Source organism: Rhodanobacter ginsenosidimutans, assembly GCF_042655685.1.
In the GTDB taxonomy this organism is placed as follows: Bacteria; Pseudomonadota; Gammaproteobacteria; order Xanthomonadales; family Rhodanobacteraceae; genus Rhodanobacter; species Rhodanobacter ginsenosidimutans.
In genome coordinates this window covers 512,823-529,561 of record NZ_JBHSMM010000001.1, presented here as the reverse complement: position 1 = coordinate 529,561, position 16,739 = coordinate 512,823, and the positions used below count along the sequence as shown (strand labels likewise).

The window sequence follows — 16,739 nt, the reverse complement described above, 5'->3', positions numbered from 1 at the left end:
GGTGCGCCTCAGCCCGCAGCTGGCAATCGCCCGCGCAGACTCGCCGCGTCGAACGGGCCGGGTTCGGCCAGCAAGGCGCGGGCGGCGTCGACCTGATCCCACACGTTCCACAGCAGCACGCCGCGTACGCGGCCACCGTCGAGGTAATAGATCACGCCCTCGCGGTTGGGCTCGCGCCAGTCCTCGACCACCTGCAGCCGGGTGTCGAGCAGGCCCACCGCCTCGTAGCCCAGGTCGAACAGGTCCGAGTAGAAGAACGGTTGGCTGACGTAATCCCCGGCGACGCCGGCCATGGCGCGACCGGCGTGCCGGCCCATGCCGATGGCGGCATCCTCGTGTTCCACCCGCATGCGCCGGTCCAGCGCCACGCTGTGGAAATTGGCCACGTCGCCGGCGGCCCAGATATCCGCGTCGCTGCTGCGCAACTGCGCATCCACCACGATGCCGTTGTCGACGGTCAGGCCCGCCTGTTCGGCCAGGGCGGTGTCCGGTGTCACGCCGATGCCGGCCACCACCGCGTCCACACGCAAGGTGCCGCCTTCGGACAGCTCCAGCTCCACGCCACCGTCGACGGCGCGACCGCCAGTCACCTTGGTGCCCGCACGCAGCTCGACACCGTGCTCGCGATAGTAGGCATCGAGATAACTGCACAACCCGTCCGGATAGCGGCCCGCGCCGATCGACTTGCCGGGAAACAGCATCGTCACCTTGCAGCCGATGCCGCAAAGCGACGCGGCCAGTTCGCTGCCGATGAAGCCGCCGCCGATCACCGCGATGTGCGCGCCGGGTTTCGCATAGCGGCGCAACGCCTCGTAGTCGGCCAGGGTGCGGAAATCGATCAGCCGCTCGCCGCCATCGAAGCCCAGCGCGCGCGGCGTGGCGCCTGTGGCCAGCAACAGGCGGCGATAGCGATAGGTGTCACCCTGCTCGTCGCGCGCCACGTGGGCCGCGCGATCCAGCGAGACGATGCGCCGGCCCAGGTGGAAGCTCGCCCCGGTCTTCGCCGTGGCCAGGTCGATGTCCGCCGGCGACTTGTCGCCCTTCCACAACGCCTTGCTCAGCGGCGGGCGCTGGTACGGCGGCGAGACATCATCGCCCACGATGCCGATATTCGCGCCGCGCTCGATCTCGGCGATGGCCTTGGCCGCCGCATCGGCCGCCATGCCGCCGCCGATGATCAGGTAATCGTGTACGTATTCCATGATGTTCTCCTGGCTGACGTCAGCCCATGATGCGCCTAGTGACGGCGGCGGAGCGGCAAGCCCGACGCAGCTGGTGAGACGGCGCGACGTACACTGGATGCATCTACCCGGGAAAACGTTCCATGCCGCTCATCCAGATCCTGCTGATTCTCCTCGTTGTGCTGGTCGCCGCCGTGCTGCTGCTTCAGGTGGTGGCGCTGCTGCGTGGCCGCGGCGATCCCGGCCTGGGCGTGAAACTCGACGCACTCAAGGACGACAGCGCCCGCGTGGAACGCACCTTGCGCGAGGAGCAGCGCGCCGGCCGCGAAGAGCTGCAGCAGGGTTTCGATCGCTTCCGTGGTCATTTGGGTGAACAACTCGGCAACGCCTCGCAACAGCAGGCCGAGCGCATCGAAGGTTTCGCCCAGCGCCTGACCCAACTCACCGAACGCACCGACAACGGCCTGCAGTCCCTGACCCAGCGCCTGATCGACGACGCCCGCAAGGGCCGTGAGGAAGTTGCCGCCACGCTCAACCGGCTGGGCGAGCAGCAACAGCAACGGCTTGCCGCGCTCACCGCCGACAACGAAAAACGCATGGGCGAGATGCGCGCCACGCTGGAAGCCAAGCTCGGCGCGATCCAGCAGGACAACGCCGCCAAGCTGGAGCAGATGCGCGCCACCGTCGATGAAAAACTGCACGCCACGCTGGAAACGCGCTTGGGCGAATCGTTCAAGCTGGTGTCCGAACGGCTCGAAGCGGTGCAGCGCGGCCTGGGCGAAATGCAGAACCTGGCCACCGGAGTGGGCGACCTGAAGCGCGTGCTGACCAACGTGAAGAAACGCGGCATCTTCGGCGAGGTGCAGCTGGGCGCACTGCTCGAGGACATGCTCACCGCCGAGCAGTACGCCTCCAACGTCATCACCATTCCGGGCAGCAACGACCGGGTGGAGTTCGCCATCCGCATGCCGGGCCAGGACGAAGGCGACCACGTCTACCTGCCGATCGACGCGAAATTCCCGGTTGAGGATTACCAGCGCCTGCTCGACGCACAGGAGGCCTCCGACGCCGAAGGCGCGCTGGCCGCCGGGCGCGCACTCGAACTGCGCGTGCGCGAGGAGGCCAAGCGTATCCACGGCAAATACGTGGCGCCGCCGCACACCACCGATTTCGCCGTGCTGTACCTGCCCACCGAAGGCCTCTACGCCGAGGTGATCCGCCGCCCCGGCCTGTTCGAAAACCTGCAGCGCGAGCACCGCGTCACCGTCGCCGGCCCCACCACGCTGAGCGCCCTGCTCAACAGCCTGCAGATGGGCTTCCGCACCCTGGCCATCGCCAAACGCTCCAGCGAGGTCTGGAAAATCCTCGGCGCGGTAAAGAACGAATTCGGCAAGTTCGGCACGGTGCTGGACCGAACCCGCAAACAACTCGACGCCGCCCGCAACAGCATCGACAGCGCCGGCCAGCGCACCCGCGCCATCGAACGCAAACTGCGCGACGTGGAATCCTTGTCCGGCGGCGCCGGCGAGGCGTTGCTGGAAGACATGCCGGCCATTGACGACGGGGATACCGAGTGACAGTACCGGTTACGGTCAGCTGCGCTTTGCCTTCGTCACCGCTCCAGGCTTGGCCAGGCTCGTCAGCTTTGATGAGGATGCGGCAAAAGCCATGATCACCTCACATACGGCTTTTTGCTGCGTCTGCGGCAACCTGCGGTATATGTCGAATACCCTCTCGTCGTCGTAGGTCAGCGCATCCTCTTTGACTTGCCTGACCTCACGCTTGCCGCGGCCGGCCCGGTCGCCGAACAGCAGAAGGCATGGATCGGCCTTCAACCAGTCCGCCAACGCGACCAGCTTTTCGTACTCGGGAATCCCGCCGCCGTTCAGCCAGCGCGAGGCGGTCGTGAAGCTCACCGACGCACCGTTGAAGCGCACGTTGAACTGCGTCGACAGCACGCCCGGGCGTGGCTCGTAGCCTTGCGCGGTCATCGCCGTGGCGAGACGTTTCGAGAATTCGGCGCGTTCATTGCTCATCCCATGGCAACTTAGCGACCACCCCGGCTATCGGATCACGCATCGCGTTCACTATGATTAACGTTTGTAGTTAATTCATGGGAGCGGCTGCGTGGCCAACTCACTGCTGGAACAGCTGCCAGAGATCGTCAGGGAAGGTCGCAAGCAGGCCGAGAAGATCCTGGAGAGCCTCGAAGGCCGCCACCGGGTAAGCCTGCAAACGCGCGAATGGGTGCTGCCGTCGAAGGACACCCGCGACAGCGACTGGATCGCCGCGGCGAATCGGCAGGCGCATCTGAGCGAGGAAGACACCGCCGACTGGACCAATCGGCTGATCTACGGCGACAACCTGCTGGCGATGGCCGCGCTGCTGGCCGGCGACGAACACACGCCCAGCCTGCGCGGCAAGGTCGACCTGATCTACATCGATCCACCGTTCGATTCGAAGGCCGACTACCGCACCAAGGTTTCGCTGCCTGGCGTGGAGCTGGAGCAGCGGCCAACGGTGATCGAGCAGTTCGCGTATTCGGATACGTGGTCGGATGGCACGGCGTCGTATCTGGCGATGATCACGCCACGACTGATCTTGATGCGGGAGTTATTGAGCGAGACAGGCTCGATCTACGTGCATCTGGACTGGCACGTAGGGCACTACGTGAAATTGGTAATGGACGAGGTATTTGGAAAAGACAACTTCGTGAACGAAATTTGTTGGTGGTACAAACGGTGGTCAGCTGCCGCCAGCACCTTTCAGCGAATGCACGACACAATCTACTTTTATCGAAAATCTGAAAAATACAAATTCAACCAATTATTCCAACCACTTGCTACCTCAACTGCCTCAGTGCACGGAAACACTCGTCGCATAAATGTGCCCGACGACACCGGGAAGCTCATTACAGTTCGAACGGATGAGCCAAGCAAAGGTGTGCAAATGCATGACGTCTGGGAGGTGCCGTTTGTTGTTGCGCACTCTCAAGAACAAGTTGGCTATGCGACGCAAAAACCAATTGAATTGGTGGCTCGAATACTTGAAGCGTCATCCGATCCTGGCGACCTCGTAGCCGATTTTTTTGGTGGGAGCGGAAGCTTCGCTGCCGCCGCCGAGGGCCGCAGGGTCGAGAAACACGGAAATACAAGTGTGTATACCAATTCAGCGTCCCGCCGCTGGATTGTCACCGACCTAGGCAAACCCGCATGCATGATCATGCGCAAGCGCTTGATCGACCAAGGCGCCAAACCGTTCCTGTATCAGGCGATCGGCGATTACCAGGTCGAGGCGGCGAAGAGCGCGATGGGGCGCAGCTTCCGTGTCGGCGACCTGTCTGGCATCGTGCTGTCTCTGTATGGAGCACAGCCACTCGATCCGGACGATAGCCCTCTGCGCAACCTTGGCAAAGTGGTCTATGCCGGCAAGAAGACGCTGGTCTTGGTGGATTCGCCAAACAAGCTCACTGGCGCCGCCACTCTGCGCAAGGCAATCACTCAACGCGAGCAACTGCTTGGTGGTTGGGACCGGGTGGTGGTGCTGGGCTGGAACTTCGAACCATCGATCGGCCAGAGCATCACCGTGCTGAACGACTCGCGGCTGGAAGTGCTGGTGATCCCGCCCGACCTGCTCGACCGCCTGCGCAAGAAGGGCGGCATCGAGAAGCTGCGTGGCCAGGTGCGCTTCTCCAGCCTGCAATACCTCACGATCAAACCGGTGCGGCGCACGCGCAGCGGCGAAGAAGAAACTTTGCAGGTCACCCTGGACAACTACGTGCTGCTCTCGCCCGAGGCGATCAACCTCGACGACGACAACCGCAAGAAGCTGCTCAAGGTGGCGAACGCCGAACCGCTGGCGCTGATCGAATACTGGGCAGTCGACCCCGACTACGACGGTGAGGTATTCCGTTCGGTCTGGCAGGACTACCGCGGCAACAGCGCCAACGACAACGACCCGCTGCGCGTGATCACCGCCGCCGAATTCAGCGTGCCGCGCAAGGCGGGCGAACGCCGGGTGTGTGTGCGCGTGGTCGACGTGTTCGGCTTCGAGGCTGAAGTGGTGCAGGTGGTGGCCGGGACGGGGGCGGAGGCATGAACGCACTCGCGGGTGCCCCCCGCCCGTCATTCCGGCGGAAGCCGGAATCCAGCGCCTTGGCTTGTCGAAAGTCACTGGATCCCAGCCTTCGCTGGGATGACGGTGAAAGAGACGACAAGGTGGACTCAGGCGGCCAGAGCACGCACCTTGCGCAGGCTGGCCTTCAACTCACGTTCGGTGATCTTCAGGTCATAGTCGGTCTGCAGATTCATCCAGAACTGCGGGCTTTGTCCAAAGGCACGGCCAAACCGCAGGGCCAGCTCAGCAGTGACTGGCCGCACCTCCCTGATCACATGCGAGATACGCATGGGCGACACGTCAATGGCGCGTGCAAAGGCCGCTTGGGTCATTCCATGGTCACTCAGGATTTCCTCCAGAAGCTCACCGGGATGGATGGGTGGAAGACCGTTGGTGGTGGCGGGAATGGACATGATGATGAACTCTCAGTGGTAATCGACGATCTCGACATCAAAAGCGTGGCCGCCCTCAAAGCGGAAGCACAGCCGCCATTGATTGTTGATGCGGACGCTCCATTGGCCGGCACGGTCGCCAGCCAACAGTTCAAGACGGTTGGAGACCGGTTCACGCAGGTCTTCGGGAACTGTGGCGATATCGAGGTATTTCAGCCGAGTCAACGCCCGGCGAACGATGTCCTGCGGCAGTCGTCTGGTCGCTCCAGTGGCAAACAGCAACTCTGTTTCCTTGTCAGCAAAGCTCCTTATCACCCGGTCACTCCTGTGTACACGGTCGATTTTCGTCCGCCAACCATAAACAATTTGTTTACTTCGAGCAAGCCAGCGGAGCGCGCCCATGTCTGACGCGAACAACCCGCTGGCGCTCGCCGCCGCCCTCACCCGCCGTACCGAACAGCTCTGCATCGGCCTCGAACAGGGCATTGCCGATATCTACGAACTGGTGACGCCGGTGACCGCCGAGTTGCTGCGCTGGTGGTTCGGCGAGGATGCCTGTCAGTCGCGTACGTTCAATTTCCATCCGGGCCAGCGCCAGGCAATCCTCAATGTGATCGTGGCCCACGAGGTACTGGACAGCCCGAACCTGAAGAACCTCTACGAGCAGGTCTGCGCCGACGCGCTGCTGGAAGGCACGCGGCTGACCGACGTGGCGCAAGGCAAACACGGCCATCCGAAGTACTGTCTCAAGATGGCCACCGGCACCGGCAAGACCTGGGTATTGCAGGCGCTGCTGGTGTGGCAGCTGTTGAACAAGACCGCGGCACTGGACGAAGGCCGTGACGATCCGCGCTTCACCCGCCGTTTCCTGATCGTTGCGCCGGGGCTGATTGTTTACGAGCGGCTGCTGGATGCGTTCCTCGGCAAGGAGAACGAGGACAAGAGCCGCGACTTCGCCAGCTCCGACATCGCCAGCTATGCCGAGCTGTTCGCACCACCGGCACAGCGCGAGCGCATCGCCCAGTTCGTGCGCGGCAATGTCTGCACCAAGACCGAGATCGGCTTGAAGGCCACCGGCAACGGCATGATTGCCATCACCAACTGGCACCTGCTCAGTGACGCTGGTGACGAGATCGAGGACGACGAAGCCGATTGGGTCGATTCCCCCGGCATGGTCGCCGACGCTTCCCGCGTGGCCTACAACGTGCTCCCGCTGACGCCCGGCCGCGCCACCGGCAACAGCCTCGACGTGCTGGATCGGCGCTGGGCGCGCGGCAATGTATTGAGCTACCTCGCTGACCTGCCCGAACTGATGGTGTTCAACGATGAAGCCCACCACATCCACGAGTTGAAGAAGGAAGGCGAAACTACCGAGGTCGAATGGCAGAAGAGCCTGTCGATTATTGCCACGGGCAAGGGCCGCCGCTTCGTGCAGATGGATTTCTCGGCCACGCCGTACAACGACGTTGGCGGCGGCAAGAACCGGCGCAAAGTGTATTTCCCGCACATCGTGGTCGACTTCGACCTTAAGGACGCGATGCGGCTTGGCCTGGTGAAATCGCTGGTACTGGACAAGCGCAAAGAGCTTGGCGCGTTGCCGCTGGAGTTCAAGGCCGAGCGTGATGCCGACGGCAATGTCGCACTGTCCGAGGGCCAACGCGTGATGCTGCGCGCGGGGCTGCAGAAATTGCGCAAGCTGGAAGCCGATTTTTCCCGGCTCGATGCTGCGCGCCATCCAAAAATGCTGGTGGTGTGCGAAGACACCACGGTGTCGCCGCTGGTCGCGCAGTTCCTTCGTGACGAAGGTCTGCACGACGATGATGTACTCACCGTCGACTCCGGCAGGAAGGCCGAACTGGGCGAAAAACAATGGGCGCCATTGCGCCAGCGACTGTTCAACGTGGACCGTCACGCGCAACCGCGGGTGATCGTCAGTGTGCTGATGTTGCGCGAGGGGTTCGACGTCAACAACATCTGCGTGATCGTGCCGTTGCGCTCCAGTCAGGCGCAGATCCTCCTGGAACAGACCATTGGCCGCGGCCTGCGCCTGATGTGGCGCGACCCGGAATACGCGGATATCAAGCGAGAGAACCGTGAGCGGATCAACCACGGCGAGGAGCCGGGGTCGATGATCGACATCCTCTCTATCGTCGAGCACCCGGCGTTCCAGAGTTTTTACGACGAGCTGATGCGCGATGGCCTGGTCGGGGAAACAGGTGACGACGAGGGCAGCAGCACCGGCGACCTGATTCCGTCCGAATTGCGTGAAGGCTACGAGCGATACGACTTTGCCATCCCGTTCATCCTGCGCGAGGCAGACGACAGCGTCGAACATCTGCCGATCGACGTCACCGCGCTGCCGATCTTCAACGCGATGAGCCGCACGAAGTTGGCCGAGCTGCTCGGCAAGGGCGACACCTTCACCTCGCAGGACCTGCAGAGCAGCACTTTGTTTGGGGACTACCGCGTTGATGGCGCGGCGATGAGCGTCAGCGGTTACAACGAACTGCTGTCGCGGCTTACCCGGCGGGTCAGCCAAGCGCTGAACCATCCGCTGCCGAAGGGCAACAAAATCTCGCCGCACCTGGATCGCCCGTACCTGCAGATGAATACCGCGGCGCTGGCCACGGCGCTGGACGACTACATCCGCGAGCGACTGTTTGGCGAAGCGTTCGAACCGTTCGACGACGAAGGCTGGCGGCTGTTGTTGTTGCAGCCGGTGATCGACCACATCGTGAAGATCTTCGGCTTGGCACTGGTGCGCGCGGAAGAGCACACCGTCACCGGCAGCACCGAAGTACGGCATCGCCGGCTGTCGGAGGTGACTCGATTGATGGTGCGCGAAAGTGCTTCGCTGGAAGTGACCAAGTGCATCTACGAGCGCCTGCCCTACCCCAGCCGCAGCGGTGGGCTGGAGCGCGCCTTCATTGAATGGGCACAAAGCGACGCCAGCGTCGAAGCGTTCTGCAAGATCAGCGAGAACCGGCATGATTTCGTGCGGCTGCGCTACGTCAAGAACGATGGCATGGCGGCGCTGTACATTCCCGATTTCCTGGTGCGCACGGGTGATGCGATCTACCTGGTCGAAACCAAGGCGCAGGAGCAGGTCAACCACCCGAACGTGCAGCGCAAGCTGAAATCGGCAGCGACTTGGTGCGAGCGGATCAACGCGCTGGATGCGGAACAGCGTGGTGAGCGCCAATGGCATTACGCGCTGGTCGGCGAGTCGCTGTTCTACGACTGGCGGGAAAAGGGCGCCCGCATCGATGAATTACTGGCGTTCTGCCGGTTGCGTCCGGCGCCAACAGCCCAGTCACAGGGTGGCTTGGCTCTGGGCGATTGACGGCACGCCCGAAGGATGGGCAGACGGGATTTGCCTCGGGCGCTAAACTGCCGCATCCGTCATTTCCGGAAGCCCCCCGCATGAGCGATCCAAGCAATCCCCATGGCGTTAGCCAGCAAGAAGCCGAAGATGCCGTCCGCTTGCTGCTGCGCTGGGCCGGCGACGATCCCGCGCGGGAGGGTCTGATCGACACGCCCAAGCGTGTGGCCAAGGCTTACCGCGACTGGTTTTCCGGCTACGAATCCGATCCGGCCGAGTTCCTGCTGCGCACCTTCGAGGAGGTGGGCGGTTACGACCAGATGGTGGTGCTGCGCGACATCCAGTTTGAAAGCCACTGCGAGCATCACCTGGCGCCAATCATCGGCCGCGCCCATGTGGGCTACATGCCGACCAACCGCGTGGTCGGCATCAGCAAGCTGGCGCGCGTGGTGGATGGTTTCGCACGGCGGCTGCAGGTGCAGGAAAAACTCACCGCGCAGATCGCCCACTGCATTCAGGAAACCCTGCAGCCGGCGGGCGTGGCGGTGGTGATCGATGCCAGCCACGAATGCATGACCACCCGCGGCGTGCACAAGCGCGGTGTGTCGATGGTGACCAGCCAGATGCTGGGCTCGTTCCGCGACGACGCCCGCACACGGATGGAGTTTCTGCAGTTCATCGGCCTGCAGGGCGGCCATCACTGAAGAATTTCCGGCACCGGCCGATGAGGAGCCACCGGCTGTAGCACGGCCGCCCTGACCCCTCCCCACTGTGCACATTGATCTGGTCACCCTGAGCCTGGTCGGCGCGCTGCAGGCCTTGCTGCTGGCGCCTTTGCTGCTTGCCGCCACCCGCGCCTACACCGGCGTGGCGCGCCAGAGCCTGCGCATCTGGGGCACGGTGCTGGTGTTGCAGGCGCTGGGCTGGGCGCTGATGGGTGCGCGCGACCAGATCAGCGGCTGGCTGTCGATCGTGCTGGCCAACGGCGTATTGATGATCTCCTACGCCGAGACGACGCGCGCCTTGCGCCTGCTGCTGGGCGTGCCGCCGCGACGCGGCCTGCTGGCGGCCATCGGCATCAGCGGCTGGCTCGGCATCGTGTGGTTCGCCCAGGTGCAGCCGGATTACCCGATGCGGGTGTATATCGCGACTGTGTCGCTGGGCGGCTTCCTGCTGTTGTTGCTGTGGCCGCTGCGGCATGCGCTGCGACCGGGCGGGTCGACCGCGCAGCGGGTGATGCTGCTGGTGTTGCTGGGTGCAGCGGCGGGCTGGTTTTTCCGCGTGTGCGAGTTGATATTCGGCGACGTGCCGACACCTGGCCTGCTGGCCGCCACGCCGGGCAATATCGCGCAGATGATCTACAGCGCGATGGAGCCGGTATTCGCCAGCGTCGGTTTCCTGCTGATGTACAACGAACTCGCGCAGGCGGAATTGCGGCGCCTGGCGCGCACCGATGCGCTCACCGGCATGCTCAACCGGTTTGCGCTGGACGAGATGGCGCAGCGGCTTTTCCAGCAGACTTCACCGCATTCCGGCGCGGTGTTGATGATCGACATCGACCACTTCAAGACGATCAACGACCGCTTCGGCCACGCCGGCGGTGACCGCATGCTGGCTGCGCTGGCCCGCGGTATCAGCCAGTGTCTGCGTGCGGACGACGTGCTCGGCCGCGTGGGCGGCGAGGAGTTTCTGGTGCTGCTGCCCGGTACCGGCATCGACGACGCGCTGACCCTGGCCGAACGGTTGCGCACGGCGGTGTCCGGCATCCAGGTGACACTGGATGGCGAGCCGCAGACGGTAACGATATCGGTCGGCGTCGCCGTGCGGCAGGCGGAAGACAAAGGCCCCGGCGCCCTGGTTCGCCGCGCCGACCGCGCGCTTTACGCGGCCAAGAACGCCGGCCGCGATCAGGTGGCCACGCTGGACGCCACGCGGCCCACCCCGACCCGCGACGTCGCGGAATGCAGCGGCTGATGGCAAGCGCGCGGCCAAACTGATCCAATGCGCCGATGCGTTTACCGCCGACCCTGCCGCTGACCCTGCTGTTTTCCCTGTGCTGCGCCGCCGCGCACGGGCGCGATTATCCGGCCACGCCGTCCGGCTACCTGGCCATGATCGATGCGAGCGGTGACGGCCGCATCAGTGAGGCGGAATACGTGGGCTACCTGAGCGCCGGCTTTCGCCGCATGGACCGCAACGGCGACAACGTGCTCGATGCCGATGAACTGCCGCCCAGCCCGCGCCAAACGCCGCGCAGCCTGGCGGCGTTCCAGGCCGACCTCGCCGCGCAATTCCACCGACTGGACCGCAACGGCGACGGCTCGCTGAGCGCGAAGGAACTGGCCCAGCCACCGCGCTGAACAGCCGGGCAGCGTCCACATGCGAGCGTACGGCGCGGATGGCGAATGCGCGCCATGCCGCCATGATTCCGCTATCGTGCGCTTCTTTTCCTGCGCCACCCCATGAACCCGCCGACCGCCACTCGCCATCGCGCCGCGCTGGCTTTCATCTACGTCACCGTGCTGCTGGACATGCTGGCGTTCGGCATCATCATCCCGGTGTTGCCGCACCTGATCGAGCAGCTGGCCGGCGGCGGCATTGCCAAGGCCGCGTGGTGGGTAGGCATTTTCAGCACGGTGTTCGCGATCGTGCAGTTCGTGTTTTCGCCGGTGCAGGGCGCGTTGTCGGACCGCTTCGGACGGCGGCCGGTGATCCTCGTCTCCAATCTCGGCCTGGCGGTGGATTTCGTGGTGCTGGCACTGGCGCCCACGCTGTGGCTGCTGTTCGTGGCGCGCATCCTGCTGGGTATGACCGCGGCCAGCTTCAGCACCGCCAATGCCTATATCGCGGACATCACGCCCAAGGAGAAGCGCGCGGCCGCGTTCGGCATCCTGGGCAGCGCGTTCGGGCTGGGCTTCATCATCGGACCGGGGCTGGGTGGCTTTCTGGGCGGCATCGCGTTGCGGCTGCCGTTCTGGGTGGCGGCGGGGCTGGCGCTGTGCAACTTCCTGTACGGCTGCTTCATCCTGCCCGAGTCGTTGCCGAAGGAACGTCGCACCGCGCGCATCGAGCTGCACAGCGCGCACCCGTTCGGGGCGCTGAAGCTGCTGCGCCGCCAGCCGCAAGTATTCGGGCTGGCGGTGGTGCTGTTTCTGGTTTACCTGGCGCATTACGTGTTGCAGACGGTGTTCGTGCTGTACGCGGATTACCGCTACAGCTGGGGCCCGCAGGCGGTGGGCTATGTGCTGATGCTGGTCGGCGCCTGCGACGGTTTCGTGCAGGCGGTGCTGACCGGCAAGCTGGCGCCGCGCTTCGGCGAGCGCCGCGTGTTGCTGGCCGGCATGGCGTTCGGCGTCGGCGCGTTCCTGGTGATGGGCGTGGCCGACAGCGGCAGCGTGTTCCTGTTCGGCGTCCCGTTGCTGGCGCTGTGGGGACTGGCGATGCCGCCGATCCAGTCGATCATGACCCAGCATGTGGAGCCCTCCGAACAGGGCCGGCTGCAGGGCGCGATCGGCAGTCTCGGCAGTTTCGCGGGCATCTTCGGGCCGTATCTTTTCGCGCAGGTTTTCGCGCTGTCGATCGCACCCTCCGCGTCGATCCACCTGCCCGGTGTAGCCTTCGTGCTTTCGGCCACGCTGATGCTGGTGGGCCTGGTGATTGCCGCCCGCGTCACCCGGCATCCACCGCCGGCGGTGGCCGCGCCCCTTCTCCACGAAACCCAGGAACAACCATGACCCTGTCCATGTACCAAGCCTCCGCTCCCGTCTTCATCCGCGCCCTGGGCAACCTCACCCATGTGCTGAAAAAGGGCGAGGCCCACGCCAAAACCAAGAACGTCAGCGACGAAGCCCTGCTGCAAACGCGGCTGATCATCGACATGCTGCCGCTGATCAAGCAGGTGCAGATTGCCTGCGACATGGCGACCCGCGGCATGGCCCGACTGGCCGGCGTGGAACCGCAGAGCTTCGAGGACAACGAAACCACGCTGGAGCAGGCGTACGACCGCATTGCGCGCGCCACCGACTACATCAAGAGTTTCACGCCCGAACAGATCGACGGCAGCGAAAGCCGCGCCATCCATCTGAAAATGCGCAGCGGCGAATTGAATTTCGACGGCCAGACGTACCTGTTGCACTTCCTGATCCCGAACGTCTTTTTCCACTGCACCACCGCGTACAACATCCTGCGCGAGGCGGGCACGGAGATCGGCAAGATGGATTTCGTCGGCCAGGCGTAAGCCCTGCTCCCTCTCCTCCGACGACGTCCGGGGAGAGGGTTGGGGTGAGGGGCGCTTTGATCCCACCCCACCCACATCTGCGAAAATGCAGTACCCATGCGCCGGATTTACCCATGTTGCGATTGACCGACCTCAAGCTGCCGCTCGACCACAGCGAGGCGGCACTCACCGCCGCGCTGCTCAGGCGGCTGGGCATCGAGGCGGCCGACCTCACCGGTTACCAGGTGGCGCGGCGCGGCTACGATGCGCGCAAGCGCGGCGCGATCGTGCTGATCTATGCACTGGATATCGACACGCCGCGCGAAGCCGAACTGCTGCAGCGCTTCGCCGACGACACGCATGTACGACCCACGCCGGATACGAATTACCACTTCGTGGCCAAGGCGCCACCGCGAATCGAACACCGTCCGCTGGTGATCGGCTTCGGGCCCTGCGGTCTGTTCGCGGGGTTGATCCTGGCGCAGATGGGTTTTCGCCCGATCATCCTGGACCGCGGCAAGGAAGTGCGCGAGCGCACCAAAGACACGTGGGATCTGTGGCGCAAGCGCGAGCTGCATCCGGAATCCAACGTGCAGTTCGGCGAGGGCGGCGCGGGCACGTTTTCCGACGGAAAGCTGCACAGCCAGATCCGCGACCCGCTGCACCACGGCCGCAAGGTGCTGACCGAATTCGTCAAGGCGGGCGCGCCGGAGGAAATCCTCTACGTCAGCAAGCCGCACATCGGCACGTTCCGGCTGGTGTCGATGGTGGAGAACATGCGCACCACGATCGAGTCGCTGGGCGGCGAGATCCGCTTCAGCCAGCGCGTGGATGATCTGCTGCTGGAAGCGGGTGCGGATGGCCAACAGCGGATCCGTGGCGTCGCGCTGGCCAGCGGCGAGCAGATCCGCGCCGATCACGTGGTGCTGGCGCTGGGCCACAGCGCCCGCGACACCTTCGAGATGCTGCATGCACGCGGCGTGTATCTTGAAGCCAAACCCTTCTCCATCGGCTTCCGCATCGAGCATCCGCAGTCGGTGATCGACCGCGCCCGCTTCGGGCCGCAGGCCGGTCATCCGATGCTCGGCGCGGCCGACTACAAGCTGGTGCATCACGGCAAAGGCGGACGCTCGGTCTACAGCTTCTGCATGTGCCCCGGCGGCACCGTGGTCGCGGCCACCAGCGAGCCCGGCCGCGTGGTCACCAACGGCATGAGCCAGTACTCGCGCAACGAGCGCAACGCGAACGCCGCCGTGGTGGTCGGCATCGAGCCCGCCGATTTCGCGCCGTATGGCGAAGGCCCGCTGGCCGGCATCGCCTTGCAGCGCGCGCTGGAGAGTCACGCCTATGTCCTGGGCGGTGAAAACTACAGTGCTCCCGCGCAGCTCGTGGGTGATTTCCTGGCCGGCCGCGCGTCGCGCGACTTCGGCGACGTGCAGCCGTCGTATCAACCTGGCGTGACGCTGGGCAACCTGGACAGCGCGCTGCCCGATTACGCCATCGCCGCCATCCGCGAAGCGCTGCCCGCGTTCGAACGGCAGATACGCGGTTACGCGATGCCGGACGCCATCCTCACCGGCGTCGAAACCCGCACGTCCTCACCCGTGCGCATCACCCGCGATAACGACAGCCTGGAAAGCCTCAACACCCACGGCCTGTATCCCGCCGGCGAAGGCGCCGGTTACGCCGGCGGCATTCTTTCCGCCGCCGTGGATGGGATCAAGGTGGCGGAAGCGGTGGCGCGGGATATCGCGGCGCGAGGCTTGTCTGCATAATTTCAACCCAAGGGTTGAAATGCCGCATTTAAACCTGTAAGTTGAACATCACCATATCAACCTATAGGTTGAAGTGCATGCATTCGACGCCAATCCTCCTTCCCACTCAGTTGGGCGATATTCTGCGTAGTGCACGGCTGAATCGCGGTCTGACCCAAACCGATATCGCCCGGCAACTCGGCATCAGTACCCAAGCCGTATCCAAGCTGGAGAACAATGCCGCCCGGGTCTCGTTCGACCGGATCCACCGGTTATGCCAGGTGCTGGGGCTCGAACTGCTTGTGCAGGACAAACCCACAATGAACTTGCGCGACGCAGGCGCGCCGGAGTGGTAACCACGCCGCGCTCGCTGGCCCTGGACCTATGGATGAACGGCCAGTACGTCGGCACCTGGGAACGCTCCAAAGGTGCCGCCGATCGGCTGACCTACGACGCCGGCTGGATCCAGTCCGAAGCAGGACGCCCGTTGTCACTGTCGCTGCCGTTCGGACACGCCCATGGACGCAGCAATGACATACCGGTCTTGCGCGGCGACAAGGTCGCGGCCTATTTCGAGAACCTGATTCCGGACAACGAGCGCATCCTGCAACGCTTGCGCGATCGCCATGGCGCGCGCTCCACGACCCCCTTCGACCTGCTCGCGGCGATCGGCCGCGACTGCGTCGGCGCCATCCAGTTGTTGCCCGCAGGAATGGACCCGGGCGACATCCGCCGCATCGAGGCCACGTCGCTCAACGAAGCGGGGGTCGCGGATGTATTGCGCAACACCACCCTGTCCCGATACCCGGGCCAAACGGCCGATGACGACGCGTTTCGCCTGTCGATTGCCGGTGCGCAGGAAAAGACCGCGCTGCTGCGGCATCGCGGACGCTGGTGTATCCCGCACGGCGCCACGCCATCCACCCACATTTTCAAGTTGCCCCTGGGATTGGTCGGCAATGTGCAGGCCGACATGCGCATGTCGGTCGAACTGGAATGGCTTTGCATGGCCTTGGTGCACGAATACGGCCTGCCCGTTGCCCATGCTGAAATTGGCCGTTTTGAAGACCAGAAGGCCCTGATCGTCGAGCGCTTCGATCGCATTCGCGCACGCGACGGCCACTACTGGCTGCGCATTCCGCAGGAGGATTTCTGCCAGGTCACCGGATTGCCGCCGAACCGCAAGTACGAAAGCGACGGCGGCCCGGGCGTTCGTCAGATCATGGATGTCCTGCGCGGTTCCGAAAACGCCGACACGGACCGCGAGAACTTCTTCCGGACGCAAATAGTGTTCTGGATCATGGGCGCCACCGACGGCCACGCCAAGAATTTCAGCCTCACCCTGCTCGCCGGCGGCCGCTATCGACGCACGCCGCTATACGACATCCTGTCCACCTGGCCCATCCAGGGCCGCGGCGCAAACCGCATGGATGCGCGCAAGGCGCGGCTGGCGATGGCGGTGGAAGGCGACAACCGCCACTACCTGATTCACGACATCCATCGCTGGCACTGGGTCGGCATGGCCGAAAGCCTGGGACTCGGCGATCGTATTTCGGCGATGATCGAAGACCTCATCGACCGTACCCCGCGCGCACTCGATGCCATGGCAAAGCGCTTGCCGGAGGATTTCCCCGCGGAGCTGTTCGACCGTGTGGCAAGCGGCATGACCGATGCCGTCAAACGGCTGGCCAGAGAGCCTGATCGTCGATCAGCAACGTCAATCGGCAAACGTTGAGCTGAACCTCGCCCAGGCCCCAC

At 64.3% G+C, this 16,739-nt stretch carries 15 protein-coding genes; 11 read left to right on the top strand and 4 right to left on the bottom strand.

Annotated elements, in window-relative coordinates; translation table 11 throughout:
- Positions 1-8: 8 nt before the first annotated feature.
- Positions 9-1,202: an NAD(P)/FAD-dependent oxidoreductase gene (locus ACFPK0_RS02220; protein ID WP_377338067.1), complete on the bottom strand. Its 1,194-nt coding sequence runs from the start codon at positions 1,200-1,202 to the stop codon at positions 9-11.
- Positions 1,203-1,324: 122 nt separating this feature from the next.
- On the opposite strand from ACFPK0_RS02220, the gene ACFPK0_RS02215 reads away from it, so the two are divergent.
- Entirely contained in the window at positions 1,325-2,758 is a 1,434-nt protein-coding gene (locus tag ACFPK0_RS02215; RefSeq protein WP_377338065.1) for a DNA recombination protein RmuC, read from the top strand.
- A 15-nt stretch (positions 2,759-2,773) separates the two neighbouring features.
- Here ACFPK0_RS02215 and ACFPK0_RS02210 read toward each other — a convergent pair whose 3' ends face one another.
- Positions 2,774-3,217: a hypothetical protein gene (locus ACFPK0_RS02210; protein ID WP_377338063.1), complete on the bottom strand. Its 444-nt coding sequence runs from the start codon at positions 3,215-3,217 to the stop codon at positions 2,774-2,776.
- 91 nt (positions 3,218-3,308) lie between these two features.
- Between ACFPK0_RS02210 and ACFPK0_RS02205 the strand changes: the two genes are divergently transcribed.
- Positions 3,309-5,279 (top strand): DNA methyltransferase, encoded by a 1,971-nt coding sequence (locus ACFPK0_RS02205; RefSeq protein WP_377338061.1) that lies wholly within the window; start codon positions 3,309-3,311, stop codon positions 5,277-5,279.
- A 125-nt stretch (positions 5,280-5,404) separates the two neighbouring features.
- Here the strand turns inward: ACFPK0_RS02205 and ACFPK0_RS02200 are convergent, their stop codons facing one another.
- Positions 5,405-5,710, bottom strand: a complete 306-nt coding sequence (locus ACFPK0_RS02200) for a HigA family addiction module antitoxin (protein ID WP_377338059.1) — start codon at positions 5,708-5,710, stop codon at positions 5,405-5,407.
- A 12-nt stretch (positions 5,711-5,722) separates the two neighbouring features.
- Positions 5,723-6,091 (bottom strand): type II toxin-antitoxin system RelE/ParE family toxin, encoded by a 369-nt coding sequence (locus tag ACFPK0_RS02195; RefSeq protein ID WP_426698203.1) that lies wholly within the window; start codon positions 6,089-6,091, stop codon positions 5,723-5,725.
- On the opposite strand from ACFPK0_RS02195, the gene ACFPK0_RS02190 reads away from it, so the two are divergent.
- The 9 genes from ACFPK0_RS02190 to ACFPK0_RS02150 all read left to right on the top strand — a co-directional run bounded on the left by ACFPK0_RS02190 (position 6,090) and on the right by ACFPK0_RS02150 (position 16,716).
- Positions 6,090-9,032 carry a DEAD/DEAH box helicase family protein gene (locus ACFPK0_RS02190; RefSeq protein ID WP_377338057.1) on the top strand — a complete coding sequence of 981 codons (2,943 nt, stop codon included), beginning with the start codon at positions 6,090-6,092 and terminating at the stop codon, positions 9,030-9,032. The genes ACFPK0_RS02195 and ACFPK0_RS02190 overlap by 2 nt on opposite strands.
- Before the next feature lie 80 nt (positions 9,033-9,112).
- Complete coding sequence (folE, locus tag ACFPK0_RS02185; RefSeq protein WP_377338055.1) at positions 9,113-9,715, top strand: GTP cyclohydrolase I FolE; 603 nt, start codon at positions 9,113-9,115, stop codon at positions 9,713-9,715.
- A 67-nt stretch (positions 9,716-9,782) separates the two neighbouring features.
- The gene (locus tag ACFPK0_RS02180) at positions 9,783-10,985 is read left to right on the top strand and encodes a GGDEF domain-containing protein (protein ID WP_377338053.1); all 1,203 of its coding nucleotides are present in this window, start codon (positions 9,783-9,785) and stop codon (positions 10,983-10,985) included.
- Positions 10,986-11,020: 35 nt separating this feature from the next.
- Positions 11,021-11,371: an EF-hand domain-containing protein gene (locus ACFPK0_RS02175; protein WP_377338051.1), complete on the top strand. Its 351-nt coding sequence runs from the start codon at positions 11,021-11,023 to the stop codon at positions 11,369-11,371.
- 102 nt (positions 11,372-11,473) lie between these two features.
- Positions 11,474-12,745 (top strand): TCR/Tet family MFS transporter, encoded by a 1,272-nt coding sequence (locus ACFPK0_RS02170; protein ID WP_056606332.1) that lies wholly within the window; start codon positions 11,474-11,476, stop codon positions 12,743-12,745.
- On the top strand, positions 12,742-13,248 hold the full coding sequence (locus ACFPK0_RS02165; protein ID WP_377338049.1) for a DUF1993 domain-containing protein: 507 nt from the start codon (positions 12,742-12,744) through the stop codon (positions 13,246-13,248). Before ACFPK0_RS02170 ends, ACFPK0_RS02165 begins: the two co-directional genes overlap by 4 nt.
- A gap of 113 nt (positions 13,249-13,361) precedes the next feature.
- Positions 13,362-15,002, top strand: a complete 1,641-nt coding sequence (locus tag ACFPK0_RS02160; RefSeq protein ID WP_377338047.1) for an NAD(P)/FAD-dependent oxidoreductase — start codon at positions 13,362-13,364, stop codon at positions 15,000-15,002.
- Between the two features lie 77 nt (positions 15,003-15,079).
- Positions 15,080-15,337 (top strand): helix-turn-helix domain-containing protein, encoded by a 258-nt coding sequence (locus ACFPK0_RS02155; protein ID WP_082546030.1) that lies wholly within the window; start codon positions 15,080-15,082, stop codon positions 15,335-15,337.
- 32 nt (positions 15,338-15,369) lie between these two features.
- On the top strand, positions 15,370-16,716 hold the full coding sequence (locus tag ACFPK0_RS02150; RefSeq protein ID WP_377340218.1) for a type II toxin-antitoxin system HipA family toxin: 1,347 nt from the start codon (positions 15,370-15,372) through the stop codon (positions 16,714-16,716).
- The last annotated feature ends 23 nt before the right edge of the window (positions 16,717-16,739 follow it).